Genomic DNA, 21881 nt, shown 5'->3' with positions numbered 1-21881 from the left:
ATAACTTAGCTAATCTAAGAAATCTAATTTACCTAAAAGCTTTAGATTAATACTGCTCCTCATCATTGGGGAAATCCCTAGATTTTACATCGTCTACATATTGCGAAATAGCCGAAGTCATATCATCATATAAATTTAAATAGCGACGTAAAAATCTGGGGTGGAACTCGTGTGTCATACCTAGCATATCGTGTAGAACCAAAACCTGTCCATCTACATCGTTTCCAGCTCCAATACCAATAATTGGGATTTTTACACTTTCGGCAACCTTTTTGGCCAAAGCGGCCGGAATTTTTTCTAAAACAATAGCAAAACACCCAATTTTTTCGAGCATTTTGGCATCATCCATTAAGCGTTTAGCCTCGTCTTCTTCTTTGGCACGCACGGTATATGTGCCAAATTTATAAATAGACTGTGGTGTTAATCCCAAGTGGCCCATTACGGGAATTCCTGCATTTAAAATACGTTTTATGGAGTCCTTTATTTCTTTTCCGCCTTCCAGTTTTACTGAATGGGCACCGCTTTCTTTCATTATTCGAATGGCCGATCTTAGCGCTTCTTTGGGGTCGCTTTGGTAGCTTCCAAAAGGTAAATCGACTACCACCAAACTACGTTCTGCAGCCCTTATTACCGAAGATGCATGGTAAATCATTTGGTCTAAAGTAATGGGCAGCGTAGTTTCATGCCCAGCCATAACATTACTTGCAGAATCACCAACTAAAATGACATCAATTCCAGCACCATCAACAATTTTGGCCATGGTATAATCGTATGCCGTAAGCATAGATATTTTTTCGCCATTAGCTTTCATATCAACTAATGTTTTTACGGTTACCCGTTTGTAATTTTTGTTTGCTACAGACATGATTTTTTTAATGTTATTTTGTGAGGGTGTAAAAATACTAAATAGTTAATCGATACCGCATTTTTGCTTCAGCCAATTCAAGGAAGTATCATTGGTTTCGCTAAAACGCCAATGGCCAGAAATAGGGGTGATAACAATTTGTTTTGGTGCAGAAATAGCGTTAAAAGCTGAAAAAACAGAGGTTGGCGAACAGGTATTGTCGTTATATCCTGTAGAATAAAATCCAGGCACTGTTATTTTTTTTGCAAAATTAACGATATCAAAATAAGCAGCTGTTTCAATTTTTTTTGAACTGTTATGCGCATAACGATTACTAAACATATGTGGCCAACCACCCGGCCTGTTGTTTAAATACCCAGTATTATCACTCAATGCTGGATAAAATGAAGCCAAGGCAGATACTCTTTTGTCCAAACCTGCGGTTACAATGCTTAATGCGCCACCTTGGCTACCACCGGTTACAACAACATTTTTATCATCAAACTCAGGTAAACTGGTTAAAAAATCTATGGCTCGCGAGCAACCTAAATAAACACTTTTGTAATAATAGTTGTCTTTGTTGTCTAGGTTTAGCGCCCAGTAATTTTTTAAAGCCTGTTTGATATCATCATAATTTTCTTTGGATATCTCAGGCGAAATACCATGAATTTCGCTAATAAAACTTATAAAACCAGCTTCGGCAAATGCATGAAAAGGTTCAATTTTTTTAACTCCAGCACCGGGCGGATGAAATAAAACAGGATGTTTTTTATTGTCACGTGGTTTACACAAATATCCATAAAGGTGTTTGGCTTTACGGTAATTTTGTAGCCGTACTAAATAAACTTCTACTTTGGTATTAGAGTATTCAGGCATGAAAGTAAGCTGTGGATTAAGCGGAATTTTTTTGTTTTCTTCCAAGGCTTTCTCCCAAAAGGCATCAAAATCTTTGGGCATTTTTACAGTGGGTTCAATAGCATAAGGATTAAAACCGAGTTTCACCTGACCTCGATACGTGTACCCGTCAACAGTAACCTTTACAATCAATTGTTTAAATCCGGGTGATTTTAAAGTGCCGATATTGATTTTCCCGGTTCCATCTTTTAGGAAAAGGTTTCCATTTTGTTCTGGCGCCATCAGTTCGGGGCCATATTGATAGCGAACATCAATATTTTTTATGGGCACACCATACTTGTGCACCATGATATTTACGGTGGCTTCTTCATTGAGTTTGTAAGTCCAATCCGCATGGTTGGGCGTTAAAACAAACTGCACCAGTTTGATTGGTGCAGGTGAGTTTTGGGCTTGTAAATTAAAATTGAAACAAAGCCAAAAGGCTATGCATAGTAAGACAGCTCTTTTCATTATTCAATTAGTTTGCCGTTTACTTTTACATTATTAAAGGTGACGCCATCAATAATGCTTTTATCATAAGTAGCATCTTCGGCTTCAACATTTATATTTTCAAAAGTAAAATTGGAAAGCTTGTCGTACTCGGTAATTTTCATATCATAAAAAACATCACATTTTAAATCGATGTTTCTCATGGTGATATGCTCTGAATAGGAAAGTGGCACATCTTCGCGACCTTTTAAATCGAAAAACTGTGTCCAAGGTTTAATGTATATAAAGCTTCTGGCGTGCCCTGTAATATTTTCTACAGTAATGTATTCGTAATGCTGTGGGGTGTCTGGTCGCATTTTTAGCCATAACAAACGTTTAGCGTCCTTGACTTTACAATTCCTCATCAATATGTTTTTATTATGAAGCGATTCGCTACCGTTAGTTAATGCCGAGTGGCAAAAACCAAACTCGCAGTCTTCAATAATAATATTGATGTTTTCACCGTTACTGGCATTTTTTAATGCCCAAGGGCCTTTACCGCCTTTTAAAGCAATGGCATCGTCGTTAACCGCCATATAGCAGTCTTTTACCAAAACATTTGTACACACATCAATATCAATGGCATCGGTGCTTGGCGCTTTAATGGGCTCGTGTGGTGAGGTTATGCGAAGACCAAGAATTTTTACGTTGTTACATTGGTAGTAATGGCTCGACCAAAAACCAGAATTGCGTAAATGTACATCTTGCAATTGCACATCATTACTTTTCCAGATAAAAACTAGTCTTGGGCGCGATACTTCTAAATTGGTGCACTTCGGGTTTTCCTTTCGTCTTTGCCAAAATGCTTTCCAGTATTTTAATCCGTTACCATCAATAATGCCATTTCCTGTAATGGTAAACCCATCTACCCCAAAGGCATTGACCAAGGCGGAGAAATACTCAATACTTTGCCCTTCCATTCTAGAAGGTTTAAAAGGATAATCGGAAATATCATCAGACCCTTTTAAAACACCTCCTTTGGTAACATGTAAATGGGTGTTGGGCCTAAAAAACAACGCACCACTTAAAAATGTGCCTTCAGGAACTACAACTACGCCGCCGCCATTACGGTAGGCTTCATCAATAACATTTTGGATGGCTTCGGTTTGCACAACCGTGCTATCGGTACTTACGCCAAAATCGGTAATCGTGTAGAATTTCCCTAAATCCTCTGGGTTTATTTTAGAGTCGTCCTTAAACCACTCAGGAATTTCGGTGCCGTCAGGAAAGACTTCTTTGCTGGCCGTTTCAGAATCTTGCGCGGATTCGTTTTTTTGCTGGCAAGATAAAAATAACGTTAAGGATAATAGTAATAGAAAATGCTTCATTATAAAGTTTTGTTTAGTTTTCGGTTTTCCGTAAAAGTAATAAAATATGAAGATACTGTTAAACTTTTCTTTAAAAGCGGTTTAGATTGCTGAGCAACAGTTACTTTAGTCTAAAATCAATAAAATGATGCGCTCAATTCTATATCTCACCTTATTAATTACAAGTACTGTTTTCGGGCAAACAAAGGAGGAACAAGCAGTAAAAGCTGCCGTTGATACTTTTTTTGAAGGGTTTCATAAAGGCGATACCTCGTTGATAAAAGCGGTAATGACGGATAAGGTTATTTTACAAACATCTTATAAAAATAAAGCAGGCAAAGATACCTTGGTTAAAGGAGAATTTGAAAAGCTTATTAGTGCGATTGCCAACAGACCTGCCAATCAAAAATGGGATGAGCGTTTGTTGGATTACACTATTCAAGTTGACGGAAACATGGCGAATGCCTGGACGCCTTACGAATTTTGGTTTAACGATGAGTTTAGTCATTGTGGTGTAAATTCATTTCAGCTATTCAAAAATAACGGACAATGGAAAATCATTTATTTGATTGATACAAGACGGCGCTCTACTTGTGGAAAATAAGAACATTTTACATATTTGACATTTAAATGCTGACACTGTGTCAGCATTTTTTTGTTGGCATAATGATTGACTTAAACAAATCGAATTTAAAAATGAACACAGCGTTTCCGCGCTAGCGGAAATATATAAAACACAAATAAAGCATAGTTATGAGTAAAATTATTGGAATTGATTTAGGAACAACAAACTCTTGCGTTTCGGTAATGGAAGGTAACGAACCTGTTGTAATCCCAAATGCTGAAGGTAAGCGCACTACACCATCTGTAATTGCGTTTGTTGAAGGCGGTGAGATTAAAGTAGGGGATCCTGCAAAACGTCAAGCAGTAACCAACCCACAAAAAACGGTTTATTCAATTAAGCGTTTTATGGGGAATAAATATTCTGAATCTAAAAAAGAAGCAGAGCGTGTACCATATAAAGTGGTAAAAGGCGATAACGATACCCCTCGTGTGGATATTGAAGGTCGTTTGTACACGCCACAAGAATTATCGGCTATGATTCTTCAAAAAATGAAGAAAACTGCCGAAGACTATTTAGGAGCAGACGTGAGCAGAGCGGTAATTACCGTACCAGCTTACTTTAACGATTCGCAACGTCAAGCAACTAAAGAAGCCGGAGAAATTGCTGGTTTAAAAGTGGAGCGTATTATCAACGAGCCTACAGCAGCAGCTTTAGCTTACGGATTGGATAAAAAAGGAAAAGACCAAAAAATAGTAGTATTCGATTTTGGTGGTGGTACGCACGATGTATCGATCCTAGAATTAGGTGATGGTGTATTTGAAGTACTTTCTACCGATGGTGATACTCACTTGGGTGGTGACGATGTAGACGAAAAAATCATTAACTGGTTGGCAGATGAGTTTAAGGCTGAAGAGAGCATGGACTTACGTAAAGACCCAATGTCGCTCCAACGTTTAAAAGAAGCTGCCGAAAAAGCTAAGATTGAGTTGTCATCTTCATCTCAAACCGAAATCAACTTACCATATATTACGGCAACGGCCAGCGGACCAAAACACTTGGTGCGTACACTAACACGTTCTAAATTCGAGCAATTAATCGACGATTTAGTAAAGCGTACAATCGAGCCATGTACATCAGCACTTAAAGCAGCTGGTTTGAGCAAGAGCGATATCGACGAAATTATATTGGTAGGTGGTTCAACACGTATCCCTGCTGTACAAGAAGCCGTTGAAAAATTCTTCGGTAAAAAACCAAGTAAAGGGGTTAACCCAGACGAGGTAGTATCTCTTGGTGCTGGTATCCAAGGTGGTGTATTAACTGGTGATGTAAAAGACGTTCTTTTATTAGACGTAACGCCATTGTCATTAGGTATCGAAACTATGGGTAATGTATTTACCAAGTTAATCGAAGCCAATACAACCATCCCGACTAAAAAATCACAGGTATTCTCAACAGCGGCCGACAATCAGCCTTCTGTAGAAATCCATGTGTTGCAAGGGGAAAGAGCTATGGCAGCCGATAACAAAACCATTGGGCGTTTCCACTTAGATGGTATTCCGCCAGCACGTCGTGGAACACCACAAATTGAGGTGACTTTCGATATTGATGCCAACGGTATCATTAAAGTATCTGCCGAAGATAAAGCTACAGGAAAGAAACAAGATATCAGAATCGAGGCTTCATCTGGGTTAACAGAAGAAGAAATCGAAAAAATGAAAGCTGATGCTGAAGCAAATGCTGAAGCGGACAAAAAAGCGGCCGAAACTGCTCAAAAATTAAATGAAGCCGATTCTATGATTTTCCAAACTGAAAAGCAATTGGAAGAGTTTGGTGATAAATTATCAGACGATAAGAAACAACCAATTGAAGCTGCTTTAGAAGAGTTGAAAAAAGCTTATGAGACTAAAGATTTGGCACAAATCGAGCCAGCTTTAGAAAAAATAAACGAAGCTTGGAAAGTAGCTTCTGAAGAAATGTACAAAGCACAAGCCGAAGCCCAGCAACAAGCTGGTGGAGCTGAGCAATCTGGACCTGATGCGAGCCAAAATGGGCAATCAAACGAAGGTAGCGACGTTGAAGACGTAGATTTTGAAGAAGTAAAATAATTTGTCATTCTGAACTCGTTTCAGAATTTAAATTCATAAAAAACGCAATCATTAATTTGGTTGCGTTTTTTTTATTGTTATAAATTATTTCTTACTATCATTGCGTAATTAATTTACAAACAAACCAAACCATGAAAAAATTACCTCTTTTGTTTACTTTGCTAATTGCAATTATGACTTCTTGTTCAAGTGATGATTCAACTTCTGAAATCACAGCTGATATAGTAGGAACCTGGGAAATGACAGATTACGATTATACGGGAACAACCAAAACAACCTTTGAAGGGCAAACTTACAGTGCTGATTATGTAGGAGAGGCGTTTAATATTGATTACAGAATGACTTTTAATGAAAACCCCAATACCATTGAAACGGAAGGCTCATTTAGCTTAGAGTTGACGACAACTGCATTTGGAGAAACTTCAACTCAAGTTGTTAATACTGATGATGTAGAAACCATTAATGCGGGAACTTGGGAAATACAAAATGGAAATCTGGTAACTCAAGCTGATGGAGGTATTGAAGCTACCTATAAAATTGAAGAACTTACTGAAACTTCTTTGGTCTTATCTTTAAATCAGGAAGTTGATATATCACAATCAGGAGTTACAGCAAAGACGACTATTAATGCCAAAATGTTTTTCCAAAGGCAATAAAAAAAACTAGTTTTAGGAAAACGCAATCAGAAATGGTTGCGTTTTTTTATTTTTAAACATTTACTTTTACATCAAAATTTACCATGTCTTTTTCCGCCAAAATAAAACCCAATTATCAACCCAAAAGACTGGCCGTTAAACTCAATGCCAAAGGTGAACAGTTTGTTTTAAAAGGTCATCCTTGGGTGTTTTCGAACAACATTGTTAAAATAAATGACGATGCCAAAACAGGCGATTTGGCCATAATTTTCAGTAAAAACAAAAACAAGGTGATTGGTTTGGGGCTTTACGATGCAAATTCTCCCATTCGAATAAAGATGCTCCACAGTGGTGTAGAAAAGGCAGAAATAAATAAAGTTTTTTTTCATAAGAAAATACAAAAAGCATATGCCAAACGTAAAAATCTTTTAAAAACAAACACAAATAGTTACCGTTTGTTGTTTGGAGAAAACGATGGCTTTCCAGGTTTGATAGCCGATGTTTATGCTTCTGTTCTAGTGGTAAAACTGTATTCGGAAATATGGCTACCCTATTTGGAAACCGTTATGAACAGCTTACAGCAAATAGCAAATGCAGAAACCATAGTTATACGTCTAAGTCGTAGTTTAGAAAATTCATATGCACATCAACTTAAAGATGGCGATGTGGTTTTTGGCCATCTTAAAAATGAAGTTGTAGAATTTATAGAGCATGGTGTAAATTTTTCGGCCAATGTGATAAAAGGCCATAAAACGGGTTATTTTTTAGATCATCGTGCCAACCGAAAGCAGGTGGGCGAGTGGAGCAAAAACAAAACCGTTCTGGATGTGTTTAGCTATGCCGGGGGCTTTTCTGTTCATGCTTTGGCGAATGGAGCAAAAGAAGTTACCAGTTTAGATATTAGCAGTCAGGCCTTGGAAATAGCAGTCCAAAATGGAAAATTGAACAAATATTCAGGAACCCATAAAACCATTGCTGGTGATGCTTTTCAAGAAATGAATAAGTTGATTAAAGCTAAACTTACATTCGATGTGGTGGTTATTGACCCGCCGAGTTTTGCCAAACAAGCATCGGAGATTGGCTTAGCTAAAAAGAAATACGCCCAACTCGCCGAACTGGGAGAAAAACTAACCGCTAAAAAAGGGTTGTTGGTATTGGCATCATGTTCGTCAAGAGTTGTTTCACAGGCTTTTTTTGATATTAATGTACAAACACTTGCACGTTCAAACCGGGAATTCAAATTAACCCTTAAAACAGATCATGATGATGATCACCCCATTGGTTTTCCTGAAGGGGCTTATCTAAAATGTGGTTATTATCTGTTTGAAAGTTAGCAAACACAACTTGTTATGCATGCATAATAATTTGTTATATTTGTTAAAACTCGTTTAAAATGACCGATACTAAATTAACCAAGTTGCTAAATATTAAATACCCTATCATTCAGGCGCCCATGTTTTTGGTTTCGAACGTTGCCATGGTAAAAGAAGCTATGTTTTGCGGTATTGCGGGTTGTATTCCAGCATTGAATTATAGAACATTGGATGAATTACGCATAGCAGCAAGAGAACTTAAAGCAGCTAAACCACCAAAAGGAGCATTTGGTTTCAATTTAATTGTGAATAAATCAAACGTTAAATATAAAGACCAATTGAATGCTATTTGTGAAGAGGGGTGCGACTTTATCATCACCTCCTTGGGAAGTCCGCAAGAAACTATAAAACGTGCCCATAAGGAGGGGATAAAAGTATTTTGTGATGTTACCGATTTAAAATACGCACAAAAAGTTGAGGCTTTGGGAGCCGATGCACTCATTGCTGTTAACAACAAAGCTGGTGGCCATCGTGGCGAGTTATCTCCTAAAGAATTGATTAAAACATTACGTAAAAATTGTAACATTCCCATCATTTCAGCTGGTGGTGTAGGTCGTAGAGCAGATGTTGAAAAGATGCTCGAATATGGAGCCGATGGTGTTTCTGTTGGTAGTCCGTTTATAGCATCAGAGGAAGCTCAGGTGACCGAAGAATATAAACAAGCCTGTGTTGACTATGGTGCCGATGATATTGTAATGACCGAACGTATTTCTGGCACCCCTTGTACGGTTATCAATACGCCTTACGTTCAAAAAATTGGCACGAAGGCCACTTGGTTAGAATCCATTTTAAACAAGAACAAGAAGCTTAAAAAATGGGTAAAGATGATTCGTTTCGCCATTGGGATGAATGCAACCAGAAATGCAGCTACTAAAGCAACCTATAAAACGGTTTGGGTTGCAGGGCCAAGTATTGAATATACCAAGCGCATACTTCCTACCAAACTGATCATTAGTCGTTTGGTTAATTAAATTCATTTCTTTTTTCTTACAATTTAAGTCTTTAATAGGCTTTATTTAACCGTTTATCTTTTTGTTTAAATATTATTTTAAAATATTAAACAATTGTATTATGTTTAATTAAATCTTTAAAAAATTAAACAAAAAAACCAGCGAAATGAAAACAACAGTCCATTTTTTGAAACCCCAAACTTCTACTTCATTGCTTTCCATGCTACTTCTTTTTGTTTTATCAATTTTTACATTTTCTTGTAGCAACGAGGAGGTAACAATTCAAGAAGACCTTGCACAATCCTCATCAATTGTAGATGTTTTAAAAAATTACGAATCTACACCTGCAAGTTCCTTAAAATCTAACGATAAGAAAGAAAAGAAACCAACATTTAAGACCTTAAGCGTTGCTTTGGCAAAAACCAAGTTGGCTGGTACAGTGTCTTCCAATCAATTAACTGTTTTTGCGCCCACCGATGCAGCTTTTGCCAAATATGGATTAGACCAAAAGAACATAGGTTCATTTCCAGGTATAACAGATATTTTGCTTTATCATGTTGTTGCCGGAGAGGTGTATAGTACCGATTTAGCTAACGGCTTTGTACCAACCTTAAACGGTGCAGCTGTTCAGGTAAACTTAGATTCTGGTGTAATGATTAATACTTCTAATGTAACAATAGCAGACATTGAAGCTCGTAATGGTGTTATTCACGCTATTGACGATATTTTATTCCCGCCAAGTCAAAATTTAGTAGAATTGGCTAGTAGTTACGCCCCAGAGTTTTCGGTATTATTAGCAGCAGCTACTCAGGCTGGTTTAGCAGACGTACTGATGAATGATGGCCCTTTTACCGTGTTTGCACCAACTAATCAAGCGTTTATAGATTTTCTGGATGTAGCGTCTGCAGAAGAAGCTATTGAGGTTATTAATACATTGTCTGCTGACGATTTAGCTCCTATTTTATTATATCACGTTGTTGAAGGACGCGTTTACTCAAGTGATTTATCTAGTGGTACAGTTACCACGTTAGGTGGAGATTTCAATTTAAATCTTGAAACTTTAACCATTGATGATAGTGCTATGCTCGTTCCATCGTTGTTAAACGTTCAGGCTACTAATGGTGTTATTCATGTCATTGACGCCGTTCTTACGCCATAGTATTTTAATATTAGTTAATAGCAAAAAGCATGATAGAGGATAACAACTATCATGCTTTTTTTATTAAGTGATTTCTTTTTTTGAATAAAACACTACCATAGTTAACTAAAGCGGCAATTTTTCTTTCTATTATTATCAATAAATAAACTTATCGCGGGCTTAAATGAATTGGGCAAATCAAAAATGTATAAAGAAATAATAGTAATAAAAATGGAATAACTCTTTTCATGTTTTTATATTTATCACCTCATAGCACAAAAACAATATTTTTGTATTGAAATGGACTTAATTTCCCTTTGTTATTTTGTATAATTACAGGGAAGGAGAGAACTCATGGAGTTTGTCCAGTTGTAAAGAAATTACTTGATATAGTGAAAAGATTTAATTGAAATGATAAACAGAACATTAGGGAAACCAGGATTTGAAGTTAGTGAAGTCGGTTTAGGTTGCTGGCAATTAGGTGCCGATTGGGGCAAGGATATTTCAAAAGATACGGCCTTTAATATATTAAATGAAGCTGTAAAAAAGGGGATAACCTTTTTTGACACAGCCGATGTTTATGGTAACGGAAAAAGCGAAACCTTAATAGGTGAATTTTTAAAAACCTGTGATACACCTATTCGTGTGGCCACCAAATTTGGGCGTGCTGCCAATGCTTTTCCCGACAAATACTCGAAAGATATTTTGCGACAAACCGTTGAAGGTTCTCTCAATCGATTGCAAGTTGAGGCATTAGACTTATTGCAACTACATTGTATTCCCACTAAGTATTTAAAGGAAGGTGAAATATTCGATTGGCTGCGTGAATTACAACAAGAAGGCTTGATAAAGCATTTTGGTGCCAGTGTAGAAACGGTAGAAGAAGGCCTCATTTGTTTGGAACAGGACGGCTTGCTTTCCTTACAGGTTATATTTAATATCTTCAGACAAAAATTGATAACCGAGCTATTCCCAAAAGCAGAAGAAAAAGGCGTTGGTATTATTGTACGCTTGCCATTGGCGAGTGGTTTGCTTACGGGAAAATTTGATGCCAGTACGACTTTTGCTGAAGATGACCACAGAAACTTCAACAGAGATGGCGAAGCCTTTAATGTGGGAGAAACCTTTGCAGGCCTTCCATTTGAAAAAGGCTTGCAATTTGTTGAAACCATAAAAAACAATATTTTGCCCCAAGATTTAAACATGGTGCAACTGGCACTCCGTTGGATTTTAGATCACAATGCGGTTAGTTCCATTATTCCAGGGGCGAGTTCTTCAAAACAGGTTATTGCTAATGCGTCTGTTTCCAATATTGAAAAACTAACACCCGAAGTTCATGAAAGGTTAAAGGCCTTATACCAATCAAAAATTCACGGTGCCATCCGTGGTGGCTATTAATTCTGATATAAAATTATGAAAGTTAAACTGTTTGGCATTCTGGTGCTGTGCTTGTTTTTCATTAGCTGCAATACGCCCAAGCCACTCATTGAAGTAGGGCTATACGCTACTTTTGAAAAGCAATTGGAAAATAAAAAGCCGTATTCCAATAAATTTACCGACGTTGAACTCAGCACAACATTTGTATCACCTTCAGGAAAAACCACCACCTTTTATGGATTTTATGACGGAGATGGACAAGGCGGAGGAGATGCTGTTTCTGGAACCATTTGGAAAATACGTTTTATGCCCAACGAATTGGGGAAATGGACATACACATGGCGTTGGAGTGATGACACAATAGGAGGCGAAGGCGCTTTTTTATGTACTGAAGCTAATGCCCGAAAAGGTATTTTAAAAGCTTACAAAGAAAACCCAAGATGGTTCGCTTACAATGGTACTGAACCTGTTTGGCTAAAATCGTATTACGAAAGTGGTCATGCTTCTATAGCTCAACCGTTTAATTGGATAACTGAAAATGTTTACCAACCAATTATAGACCGCGGTTATAACCATTTGCAGGTCAATTGGCTATTGTCATTGTGTTGTTTTGAACAATATTATCACGACGGACCAAAACCTACAACTCAAAATTTAACGCTTTATGAAGAAGGTAAAGCATCGAGTACCATGCGCCTGGATGTTTGGAAAATGATGGAAATGCACGTAAGGTGGCTCAACAAAAAAGACATCGGTTTACACATGTTTTTAGGGTTTGATGGCAGTAAAAACGATGGACCCAAATGGATCAACCTAAACGATACCGAAAAAGAATTTTATGTTCGCTATGTGGTATCGCGCTTAGCTCCCTATGCCAATATTGCCGGTTGGGGGTATGTTTGGGAAGTACCGGGCAATAGAGTAGAAGAGGAGTTAGGCTGGGCGCAATTAGTAAAAAAATACGATGTTTTCAACCACTTGCGAACCTATGAAGACGAGCATCCGGTTAAAAATGAATACCATCGTGATGCCTATAATTTTGCAGCTGTTGAAAATCATTCCATTTTTTCGGAAGACCGAGATACCGACCGCCCACATTGGAAAGAGCCTTGGACGCATCACGACGCTTGTTTAGCAGGCTATGTAAAAGGTAAACCGGTTTATATGATTGAAGGTAATGCCCTATGGCGGCGTTTTTGGCAAAAGCGAACCGAGGCTACATTAGAGGATTTACGACAGTCGGCTTGGGCATGTGTTACTGCAGGTGCTTCTTTTAATTGGTGTGGCCATGCGGGAGAAGAAAGTTTGGTAGCCTTTGGCGATGAGGGCTTGCCGTTTTTTGGCGTTGAAAATCCATATGCGGCATCGGCAAAACAATTGGATATTTTAAGTACTGTTATGACTAAACATTTTGAGTTTTTCAAGATGCAACCTTCGGATACTTTACTGTCTAATCACAATCTTAAAAAAGTATGGTGTTTGTCTGAAGAAGGTAAACAATATTTAGTCTTTTCATCTAACGGCAATCCATTTTCGTTACAGTTACCAAACGGAACCTATAGCTCAGTAAAATGGTTGGATGCCAAAACAGGAAGTGTTGAAAAAATAGCTCCTATCTTAAACCATAAATTGGGCGATGTTTCTTTTTCGCCACCGCACACTAAAACCGATTGGGTTTTAATTTTAAAAGCTGAGTAAATCTATTATTTTCGCAATTAGAATTAAATAAGCATTTAAGTAAATGGATCATATTTTAGCATTTTCAATAACCGTATTTACAGGTTTTTTCGCTATTACCAATCCCATTTCCAACATGACCATTTTCATGTCGTTGGTTGGTGATGCCGAAGAGCAAGAAAAACGCATTATTAGCAAAAAGGCAGCGTTTGTGGCCTTTATAATCGGGTTGGTTTTTATTATTTTAGGAAAAACCATTTTTCAATTGTTTGGCATTACTGTTCCTGCTTTTAAAATAACAGGCGGCATTTTAATCTTCTATGTGGGATTTGAAATGCTGCAGTCCAAAAAATCTAACGTTAAACATTTAGGTAAAACTAATGTTGATGAAAATATCGCTATTTCGCCATTGGCAATTCCCATAATTGCGGGACCGGGTACCATTGTTACGGCTATGAATTTTGTTGCCAATGCTAATTATTTCAAAATAGGTATTGTTGTTTTAATATTTGCCTTTATGTGCTATCTCAATTATGTAGCCTTTAACTTAAGCGATTTTATCGTAAGAAAATTAGGAAGGAACGTCATATCGGTTATTGGTAAGATTATGGGGTTAATTATTGCCATTATAGGAACCAGTATGATTATTCAAGGCATAAAAATCTCGTTCAATTTACCTTAAAGTGCTATTCATGCCACGTTTTCTTGACTTATAAACGGTCGGTAAACGGAAAAAACCTTATTAACTTTTCACAACGAAATGCATTATTTTGCTTTCTGCCATTTAATTAAGCAGTATAGGTTATAAACTTTCAGAAATGTAACAAAAATCACATTTTTTGAGAATCCACCGTCATACCTTTGTACTAATAAATTTAGGTAAAATGACTTTAATTAAAATATTAGGAACAGGTTGCCCTAAGTGCAAGGCAATGACCCAGGTTGTTCAAGATGTGCTTTCTGAAAATAACATTGATGCAAGTATTGAAAAAGTTGAAGATATTGCGGAAATTATGAAGTTCAAAGTTATGACCACACCCGCTTTAGTAATAGGCGATGCTATAAAAATTAAGGGAAGAGTACCTTCAAAAGATGAAATATTGGCCCTTTTAAACTGAAGGAAGCCATTATGAATCGCCTAACAGAGGTTATTTTTACCTTAGGTTAGGAAAGAGCAGTTACTCTATTTGTTATTAGCATTTCAGGACATGTTTGATTGGTTACAACATATTGCGGATTGGTTGGTATATGACGCTTTTAATTTAAACAAAAATCAACATTTAGCTGAAGCACTAAACTTTTTCATCTACGATACGGTAAAGATTTTAATTCTACTTTTTGTTGTCATCTTTATTATGGGAATTGTTAATAGCTACTTCCCCATAGAGCAGGTGAAAAATTATCTATCAAAAAAGAAATTGTATGGGCTTGAGTACCTTATGGCAAGTCTTTTTGGTGTTGTAACGCCTTTTTGTTCTTGCTCCTCAGTGCCATTATTTATTGGTTTTGTAAGAGGTGGCATTCCATTGGGTGTCACCTTTTCTTTTTTAATCACTTCGCCCTTGGTTAATGAAGTGGCCATAGGGCTTTTTGTTGGGTTGTTTGGTGTAAAAACAACCATTATTTATATAGTTAGTGGTGTATTATTGGGGACTGTATCGGGGATTATTCTTCAGAATTTAAAATTAGAACGTTTTTTAACCACTTGGGTAAAAGAGGTGTTGGCAAATGCTCAAAGAGAGCAAGGTACATTCCAAGGGAAAAAACAAAGCTTTAAGCAGCGTTTGCCAATAATTTTTACCGAGGCAGGAAAAATCCTTAAAGGGGTTATACCTTATGTCATTATCGGAATTGCCGTTGGCGGATTGATGCATGGCTATATTCCAGAAGGGTTTTTTGAAAAGTATATGGACAAAAACAATTTCTTGGCTGTGCCATTGGCAACGGTCTTAGCCATTCCCATGTATTCGAACGCATCGGGGATACTTCCGGTAGTTCAGGTTTTGGTGGCCAAAGGTATTCCTTTGGGTACAGCCATAGCTTTTATGATGGGCGTTGTGGGGTTGTCGTTACCTGAAGCGATGCTTTTAAAAAAGGTAATGACGTTAAAGCTTATAGCCATTTTTTTTGGTGTCGTAGCACTTTGTATCATGCTTTCTGGTTATCTGTTTAATGTCATACTTTGAATTTATGCAAAGCTTTTTATAAACAGGCGCTTCTTAAATCTTTATTTTCATTTAATACAAAAAGTAAACGTTAACGATTAATATAGCGGCTATTCCAAATGGCCGAATTAAAATTCTTGCCACGGCTAACGCCAAAGAAAATGAGGCAAAAGCCAATCACCTTAAACCAAAAGAAGCATAAAAAAATAAACTGTGTGGTTTTATAATCGGGGTGAAAGTAACTTTTGGGAAAACTTAAGGCCAATAGAAATGCCGCTAAAACTGTGCTAACAATAACGGTGTCCAAGTTTCTAAACGGGTACATCAACCATTTTCGACAAATACTTAAATCGTTGCCCCATCGGTGTATTAAATAGTAATAGCCGTTACCCATGGGCGCAAATAGCAACGGGTCGTCGTAATTTTCAAGTCGGAAGAGTTTACTGGGCGCCATTAGTTTAAAACCGTCTAGTTTGCAATGGTGGTCTTTTTCAAGTTGCTTAATTTTATGGATGGCCTCATGTGGGATATCGCCTTTAAACAACTTGCTATCCAAAAACCGTAAGCGGTAGGCGATGCAAATTTTTTTAATATCGTCGATATGGAAAATTTTGTTGCTTTCCAAAAGGTCGAGATTAAATGGGGTGTGGTTAACCGTAGTATCACCATGCAACAAAGTTGCCAAAATACCATCTTCATATTGATCATCATCGGTTAAAACATGTTGTACCTGCTGCAAAATATCAGCTTCCGGGGTGCGTTTATTTCGCTGTTTTAATAATTGCTGCTCTATATCAATGCGCATCACAATAAGGGGTTGATTCCTTAAATTTAATAAATATTTTATTGATTTTTTGGATTGTGGAAAACTTCGTCATAAATTTTGTAAGAAACCATGGCCTTGCTAGTCTTAAAATTCTAACTTCGCTTACTCGTGCTGAACTTGTTTCAGTATTATTTGATAAAATTAACTGAAACTGCATTTTATTTTTACTTTGGGTGTAACTTAAATAATAATATTGCTTACCAATTAACGAGGATCATTACTAAACTAATTTCAAAAAATTAAAAATGAAAAAAATTATATTTATTATTCTATCTGTATTTTTATTAGCAAACTTGCATGGACAAACGCTAAAATTTGAGTGGGTAGAATCTCCTCAGGGTGAATCAGAATCTTATGCATTTAAAACTGCAACAAACATATCAGGAGATAATTATGTTAGCGGTCAATTCAGTTCAGCAACACTGACCCTAGGATCTTATGTTTTAAATAATCCCACGAATAATTTACGTCAGGTATATTTAGCAAAATATAATAGTCAGGGGACAGTCATTTGGGCAAAGCATTATTCCTGTCCCGGTGAATCACACATTGATGGAATGACAATAGATGCAGATGAAAACCTAATTATAATGGGGCGATTTTCACAAACGATTACTTTCGGAGCAATCACATTGTCCAATGTAAATCCATATAATCTCTCTGTGTTCATGGGAAAAATTTTTCCAACTGGAGAAGTTATGTGGATGACTGGACTTGGAAATAGTTCAACCACTTTAGTTACTTCTTTCGCTTATGACTTAGCTTCAGACAATACGGGAAATATATACATAGCAGGCGATTATACGCAAGGTGATTTTATTATAAATGATTCATTAACGTTACCAAACACTGGCCCCAATAATTATTTTGTTGCCAAATTCAATTCGGAAGGAATTCTACAATGGGCTAAAAATGGGCATACTTCTGCAACTATAGGAAGTCCTGGTTGGGAAAGTACTATAGATGTTGATACATCTGGAAATGTTTACTTAAGTGGCCCTTTTAATTCTAGTATATCTTTTGATTCAACGGGTGTTTCTAACACTAATTCTGGAATCAGAACATTCCTTACAAAATTTAATTCTGATGGTCAGCCCCAGTTTGTAACTCAATTTGGAGATACTGGATATGTTTACCCTAAAGACCTGAAAATTGATTACAATGATAAATTATATCTACTCGGGGGGTTTGGACAAACGGATCTCCTTTTAGGAAGCACCTAACTTTCAACATCTGGATATTCAGATATTTTTTTGACAAAAATCGAAGACAATGGCACAGTTATTTGGGCTAAAAAAATCGGAGGCATGTATAATGATACAGGAAATTGTTTAACCATAAATGATAAGGCATTATATGTTGCAGGAGAATTCAACTCTCCAATGCTGACCATTGGAACTATAACTCTAATCAATGAAATTGGCACGACTCCAATAAATAATGAAAATGGTTTTTTGGCCAAATATTTACTCGATGGATCTCCTGTTGGAGCTATTGCACCAGAAAATACTGGATTTAATTCATTCAAGGATATTTCTTCAGGAAATGGAACTTTATACACTGCTGGTTACTTTAAAAATAGTTTTATATTGGGCAATGTGACTTGGTCATCTGAAACGTATAAAATGTTTGTGGGCAAAATAAATCCGGAAACTTTAGGTGTTTTAAACCCTTCAATAGGTGCATTCTTAATTTATCCAAATCCAGCTATAAATGTACTTACAATTCAATCAGAATACAACCTTAATTCACATTATCAGATAAATAATATTATGGGACAAACAATAAAACATGGGATATTGGAAAACCAGACAATTGATGTTTCTTCCTTACCTCAAGGCATCTATATTATTTCAATAGGAGGTTTTAATGTAAAATTTATTAAAAAATAAATCAGTAGTATGAAGTAATAAAAACAAGCTATATATAGCACCATGTAAAAATAATTGTTTGGCATTAATGTGTTAAGAAAATTCATATAAATGCACCTAGTTAAATAGCTTGCACTAACCAAACTCCAAACCTTCAAATAAAAACTATTATGTTTAACGAGTAAACAAAATATTATCTTAAATATAGGTACTTGACTGTAATTGATAATGAAAATCACAAGTGGTGTTTTAACTGTACAAATCGTTTCTCCAAATATTATGGAGGATGGAAACCTAGCCAAGGAGCCAAAAGCTTAGAAAAGTATAAAACTGAGGTTTGTATACCTTTTTCAAGTAAAGATGTTGAAGTATTGTGGTTCCAAATAACAAGAAAACAGAAATAACTAGTCCATCGAAAAAGCAAATTATAAGTAGAGCTTATTTAAAGGATGGATTTCAATTGGATAGAGGAGGGTTCACGGCGTGGGGTTTTCGTCAATATAAAATGTATTTAATAGGGCTTTTAATACTTTTGGAAGTATAGCTTAATTGCATTTATCATCAATTTGTTTGAATAATATAGGACACTGTCATTGCGAGGCACGAAGCAATCTTATAAATTAGAACTTGATTAAAACTGATTACTTCAGTCATACTTCCCTCGTAATGACGACATATATATAGCCAAACAAAAAAAGCGAAACCGTAACAAGAGTTTCGCCTTTCAGTTTCTTTTAAAATGGTATTCTATAAATTCGGAATAATCAACTCTTGATCGGGATAAATTAAATCTGGGTTTTTCAAAATATCCGCTAATTTGTTGGGCTTGTTGTGGTGGGTTAATAATTTTTGTTAAGCGTCCATTGATGAATTACTCCTGTATTGTTAAAAACGCGTTGCTAAATTTTAGAGGAAACAGTTTATTCTTGGTAAGAAAAATTCTAAATTGTGTTTTAATAGATAAAATGCTTAAATTTCTTTTTTCTTTACTTTGTGGACCTTAAACCAACAAAAAAATATAGAATCTAATATGCGAATATTATACCAATTTTACCTTTTCCTAACCTTATTTATGTTGATTGGTTGTTCTAAAGATGATGCGGAAGTTATTCCAGAAGATTATCCGTTGGAACGTGTTGTTTTGACAAAGGTTGAAGTTGTAGAGGGAAGTATTTATCTTCATTGGAACCCCATTAAACATTTTAATTTTAATTGGGCGACATTAATTGTTCATGGATCACGTGGTGTTAAGCAAATTACGCTATCTAACGAAACCTTAAAATCACAAGTTTTTAATGATAATTTTAGTACAGGATCTGTTTTAGAATATAAAATTGAATTAAAAACCGAAGAAGAAAGCACATTAAGCAATGTGTTAACTTTAAATACCGAACCCATTACCATTTTAGAATCGTATGTTGGATTTAATAAACTAAAAGTAAACTATTCAAAACACCCTCTTTACAATAATTTTGAACATTACAATTACGAATTTGGCTATTATAAGCACTCAGAACCTTTAAGTCCGCTAGGAGGAGATTTTATTATCGATTACCCCATTGTTTTTGGCTCAAGATTTTCGGCCAACACCTATACCCATCTATTTAGAACTTTTTATCAATCTGGCGACATCGATATAAACGGCGAAATAATAAAAAGATTTCCCGTTGGTGTTAAATTCGGACAAGACTTTTACTACGATTTTGTTTTTGATTCTACTAATAACAGGTACGTAGCACTAGGTTTTAACCATACTGAGCAAAATAGCGAATTGTATTTGTATGCATTTAATGCCAATGATTTATCGCTTGAGTTAACCAAATCTTTAATTTCTTTAGATGGTTCTTATCACAATTGGCAATTAACCTTTGATAAACACACCGGTAAATTGATTATAGATTTTCCAAAAAAATCCTTAATTATTGATGGCAGTGATTTTAGTATTTCAAAAACTTGTAATTGCCAAGATTATATAACAGATGTAGACAATACCTCTTCCTATATTCCGACTTACAGAAATAATGTTTTGGTTTGTAGAGAATCAGGGGGAACTACACATTTTTTTAACGCAGAAACCAAGCAGGAAATAGCATCTTTAGCATCGTCGGGTGGAGCTTTTAGAATTTCTGATGATGCAAAATATATCTTTTTAAATAATAATTTTTACGAATTAACACTTAACAATGCTCAATTACTTATGTCTAGCGATTTAGCCGAAGATATAATAAATATGGTATTGGTTTTTAACCCAGTGAATAAAACAAGCATAATACTTTCATCAAATCATTCACCTTATAGATTTAATTTTGAAACAAAAACAAAGGAAATTATAAATGAATTAGTAAATGCTGAATATATCGATTATAACGAACTGAAGAATGAGTATATTTACGGTGAATATCATCAGTTTTTTGACAATTATAGTGATGCCTCTTTCATCACATTGTGGCATGTTGATACCAATGAAAAGCGAAAGATAGAGGTTCATGATGACCACTATTCAGGAATATATAAATATGTAAATGACAAAATTTTTTACTCTTTTGGTCATTGTTTAGACGAAAGTTGGCTAAACTATTAATCACCACTTCTAAAATTTAATCCAGGAAAACTATTTTTTTAGCATTGGAACCTGTTACGGTTGCCCTAAGTAAATCAGTTTTTAAATCAAAAAGGTGAAAGCTATCTTTTGTTAGATAGTATATTAAAGAATTCCTTAATTGTAAAAATTCCTCGGGGTTATAAGTTGGTTTTAAATTTTTTAAGGGGTCAGACAATTCCCAAGTTGTTTTATTTAAAATTCTTGATTCAGTATCAGATGGGTGGAATCTGTCATGTGATTGCATAAAAAGGAACAAACCATTATCGTAAGTGAGGTTGTATGGATATGAAAATCCTGTTGATACAATTTGATCCACATTCCCATTAGTAGTATTAATTTTTATGATGCCATGAGTAATTGCAGGGTTAATTAGCTCATTTTTATCATAAGTAAATTCACTTTTTATGGCAGATAAGTATATACCGTCTTCTAATGGAATTATCGAATTAACCAATGGACCTATATTATAAGAAATAAGGGATAGGTTGTTTTTTAAATCTATTACGTGAACCTTACCAAATGCATTATTAGTAGAAAAATATATTTTATCGTTAAACATCTTGATATCTGAAATAATACCCGTTAAAGCATCTAATTTTTTGGAAGCGGTAATTTCTTCACTGTTGATATTTATGGTGAACAAATAAAAATCTTCAGTCACGACATATACATTTTCCGATGTTAAAAAAGCAGCAATAGCATTAGAGGAATTTAAAATTATTTCCTTTTCTTTTTGCATCGTTAATTTATCCGTAATGATGAGTCGGTCATATTCATCTCGAGACAAAATGCAGGCTTTGTTATTACTAATAGACATATCTAACAAAAACCCTGGGATTTTTTCATCATTCACCAACGAAAAAACATCGGTAAAGTAGAATTTTTCTATTTGTTCATTTTCGTAATGTTGAAAGTATATACTAGCGCTTTCTCCTGAAGAATAATTTCCTGAGTTTATGATAAAAAACCCATTTTCAAATTTTATTTCTTGAGTATCTTCATCTTTGTTTGAGCAAGAGATGATAATACTTAATAATACACACGCTAATATTTTCTTCATGAA

The 21881-nt window shown here is 35.7% G+C and carries 19 protein-coding genes; 14 read left to right on the top strand and 5 right to left on the bottom strand.

Annotated features, from left to right (window positions below):
• Positions 1 to 46: 46 nt before the first annotated feature.
• Genes panB through GSB9_00651 form a run of 3 tightly spaced genes read right to left on the bottom strand, consistent with a single transcriptional unit; the run spans position 47 to position 3555 of the window.
• On the bottom strand, positions 47 to 865 hold the full coding sequence (panB, locus tag GSB9_00653) for a 3-methyl-2-oxobutanoate hydroxymethyltransferase (protein UKM64106.1): 819 nt from the start codon (positions 863 to 865) through the stop codon (positions 47 to 49).
• Between the two features lie 45 nt (positions 866 to 910).
• Positions 911 to 2209 carry an acetylxylan esterase gene (locus GSB9_00652; GenBank protein ID UKM64105.1) on the bottom strand — a complete coding sequence of 433 codons (1299 nt, stop codon included), beginning with the start codon at positions 2207 to 2209 and terminating at the stop codon, positions 911 to 913.
• On the bottom strand, positions 2209 to 3555 hold the full coding sequence (locus GSB9_00651; GenBank protein ID UKM64104.1) for a glycosyl hydrolase family 28 protein: 1347 nt from the start codon (positions 3553 to 3555) through the stop codon (positions 2209 to 2211). Before GSB9_00651 ends, GSB9_00652 begins: the two co-directional genes overlap by 1 nt.
• Positions 3556 to 3679: 124 nt before the next feature.
• On the opposite strand from GSB9_00651, the gene GSB9_00650 reads away from it, so the two are divergent.
• From GSB9_00650 to GSB9_00640, 11 genes are all read left to right on the top strand, one after another.
• Entirely contained in the window at positions 3680 to 4138 is a 459-nt protein-coding gene (locus GSB9_00650) for a nuclear transport factor 2 family protein (GenBank protein ID UKM64103.2), read from the top strand.
• Between the two features lie 149 nt (positions 4139 to 4287).
• Complete coding sequence (gene dnaK, locus GSB9_00649) at positions 4288 to 6204, top strand: molecular chaperone DnaK (GenBank protein UKM64102.1); 1917 nt, start codon at positions 4288 to 4290, stop codon at positions 6202 to 6204.
• A gap of 131 nt (positions 6205 to 6335) precedes the next feature.
• Positions 6336 to 6860 carry a lipocalin family protein gene (locus GSB9_00648; GenBank protein UKM64101.1) on the top strand — a complete coding sequence of 175 codons (525 nt, stop codon included), beginning with the start codon at positions 6336 to 6338 and terminating at the stop codon, positions 6858 to 6860.
• An 83-nt stretch (positions 6861 to 6943) separates the two neighbouring features.
• Positions 6944 to 8173 (top strand): class I SAM-dependent rRNA methyltransferase, encoded by a 1230-nt coding sequence (locus tag GSB9_00647; protein UKM64100.1) that lies wholly within the window; start codon positions 6944 to 6946, stop codon positions 8171 to 8173.
• A 59-nt stretch (positions 8174 to 8232) separates the two neighbouring features.
• Positions 8233 to 9183 (top strand): nitronate monooxygenase, encoded by a 951-nt coding sequence (locus GSB9_00646; protein ID UKM64099.1) that lies wholly within the window; start codon positions 8233 to 8235, stop codon positions 9181 to 9183.
• 145 nt (positions 9184 to 9328) lie between these two features.
• Complete coding sequence (locus tag GSB9_00645; protein ID UKM64098.1) at positions 9329 to 10321, top strand: fasciclin domain-containing protein; 993 nt, start codon at positions 9329 to 9331, stop codon at positions 10319 to 10321.
• Between the two features lie 390 nt (positions 10322 to 10711).
• Positions 10712 to 11698: an aldo/keto reductase gene (locus tag GSB9_00644; protein ID UKM64097.1), complete on the top strand. Its 987-nt coding sequence runs from the start codon at positions 10712 to 10714 to the stop codon at positions 11696 to 11698.
• A gap of 15 nt (positions 11699 to 11713) precedes the next feature.
• Positions 11714 to 13375: a DUF5060 domain-containing protein gene (locus GSB9_00643; GenBank protein ID UKM64096.1), complete on the top strand. Its 1662-nt coding sequence runs from the start codon at positions 11714 to 11716 to the stop codon at positions 13373 to 13375.
• A 43-nt stretch (positions 13376 to 13418) separates the two neighbouring features.
• The gene (locus GSB9_00642) at positions 13419 to 14036 is read left to right on the top strand and encodes a MarC family protein (protein UKM64095.1); all 618 of its coding nucleotides are present in this window, start codon (positions 13419 to 13421) and stop codon (positions 14034 to 14036) included.
• Positions 14037 to 14238: 202 nt separating this feature from the next.
• Entirely contained in the window at positions 14239 to 14472 is a 234-nt protein-coding gene (locus tag GSB9_00641; protein ID UKM64094.2) for a thioredoxin family protein, read from the top strand.
• A 90-nt stretch (positions 14473 to 14562) separates the two neighbouring features.
• Entirely contained in the window at positions 14563 to 15540 is a 978-nt protein-coding gene (locus tag GSB9_00640) for a permease (protein ID UKM64093.1), read from the top strand.
• Between the two features lie 70 nt (positions 15541 to 15610).
• Here the strand turns inward: GSB9_00640 and GSB9_00639 are convergent, their stop codons facing one another.
• Complete coding sequence (locus GSB9_00639) at positions 15611 to 16324, bottom strand: hypothetical protein (GenBank protein UKM64092.1); 714 nt, start codon at positions 16322 to 16324, stop codon at positions 15611 to 15613.
• Positions 16325 to 16590: 266 nt separating this feature from the next.
• Here GSB9_00639 and GSB9_00637 point away from each other — a divergent pair, with 266 nt between their 5' ends.
• The 3 genes from GSB9_00637 (at position 16591) to GSB9_00635 (ending at position 20797) form a co-directional block, all read left to right on the top strand.
• Positions 16591 to 17568, top strand: coding sequence for a hypothetical protein (locus GSB9_00637; protein ID UKM64090.1), 978 nt, complete (start codon positions 16591 to 16593; stop codon positions 17566 to 17568).
• A gap of 30 nt (positions 17569 to 17598) precedes the next feature.
• The gene (locus tag GSB9_00636; protein UKM64089.2) at positions 17599 to 18237 is read left to right on the top strand and encodes a T9SS type A sorting domain-containing protein; all 639 of its coding nucleotides are present in this window, start codon (positions 17599 to 17601) and stop codon (positions 18235 to 18237) included.
• Positions 18238 to 19246: 1009 nt separating this feature from the next.
• Complete coding sequence (locus GSB9_00635; protein UKM64088.2) at positions 19247 to 20797, top strand: hypothetical protein; 1551 nt, start codon at positions 19247 to 19249, stop codon at positions 20795 to 20797.
• A 16-nt stretch (positions 20798 to 20813) separates the two neighbouring features.
• Here GSB9_00635 and GSB9_00634 read toward each other — a convergent pair whose 3' ends face one another.
• The gene (locus tag GSB9_00634; GenBank protein ID UKM64087.1) at positions 20814 to 21878 is read right to left on the bottom strand and encodes a hypothetical protein; all 1065 of its coding nucleotides are present in this window, start codon (positions 21876 to 21878) and stop codon (positions 20814 to 20816) included.
• Between the last annotated feature and the right edge of the window lie 3 nt (positions 21879 to 21881).

It is taken from the genome of Flavobacteriaceae bacterium GSB9, from assembly GCA_022749295.1.
Taxonomy (GTDB): domain Bacteria; phylum Bacteroidota; class Bacteroidia; order Flavobacteriales; family Flavobacteriaceae; genus Flavisericum.
This window is presented reverse-complemented; position numbering and strand designations above follow the sequence as displayed.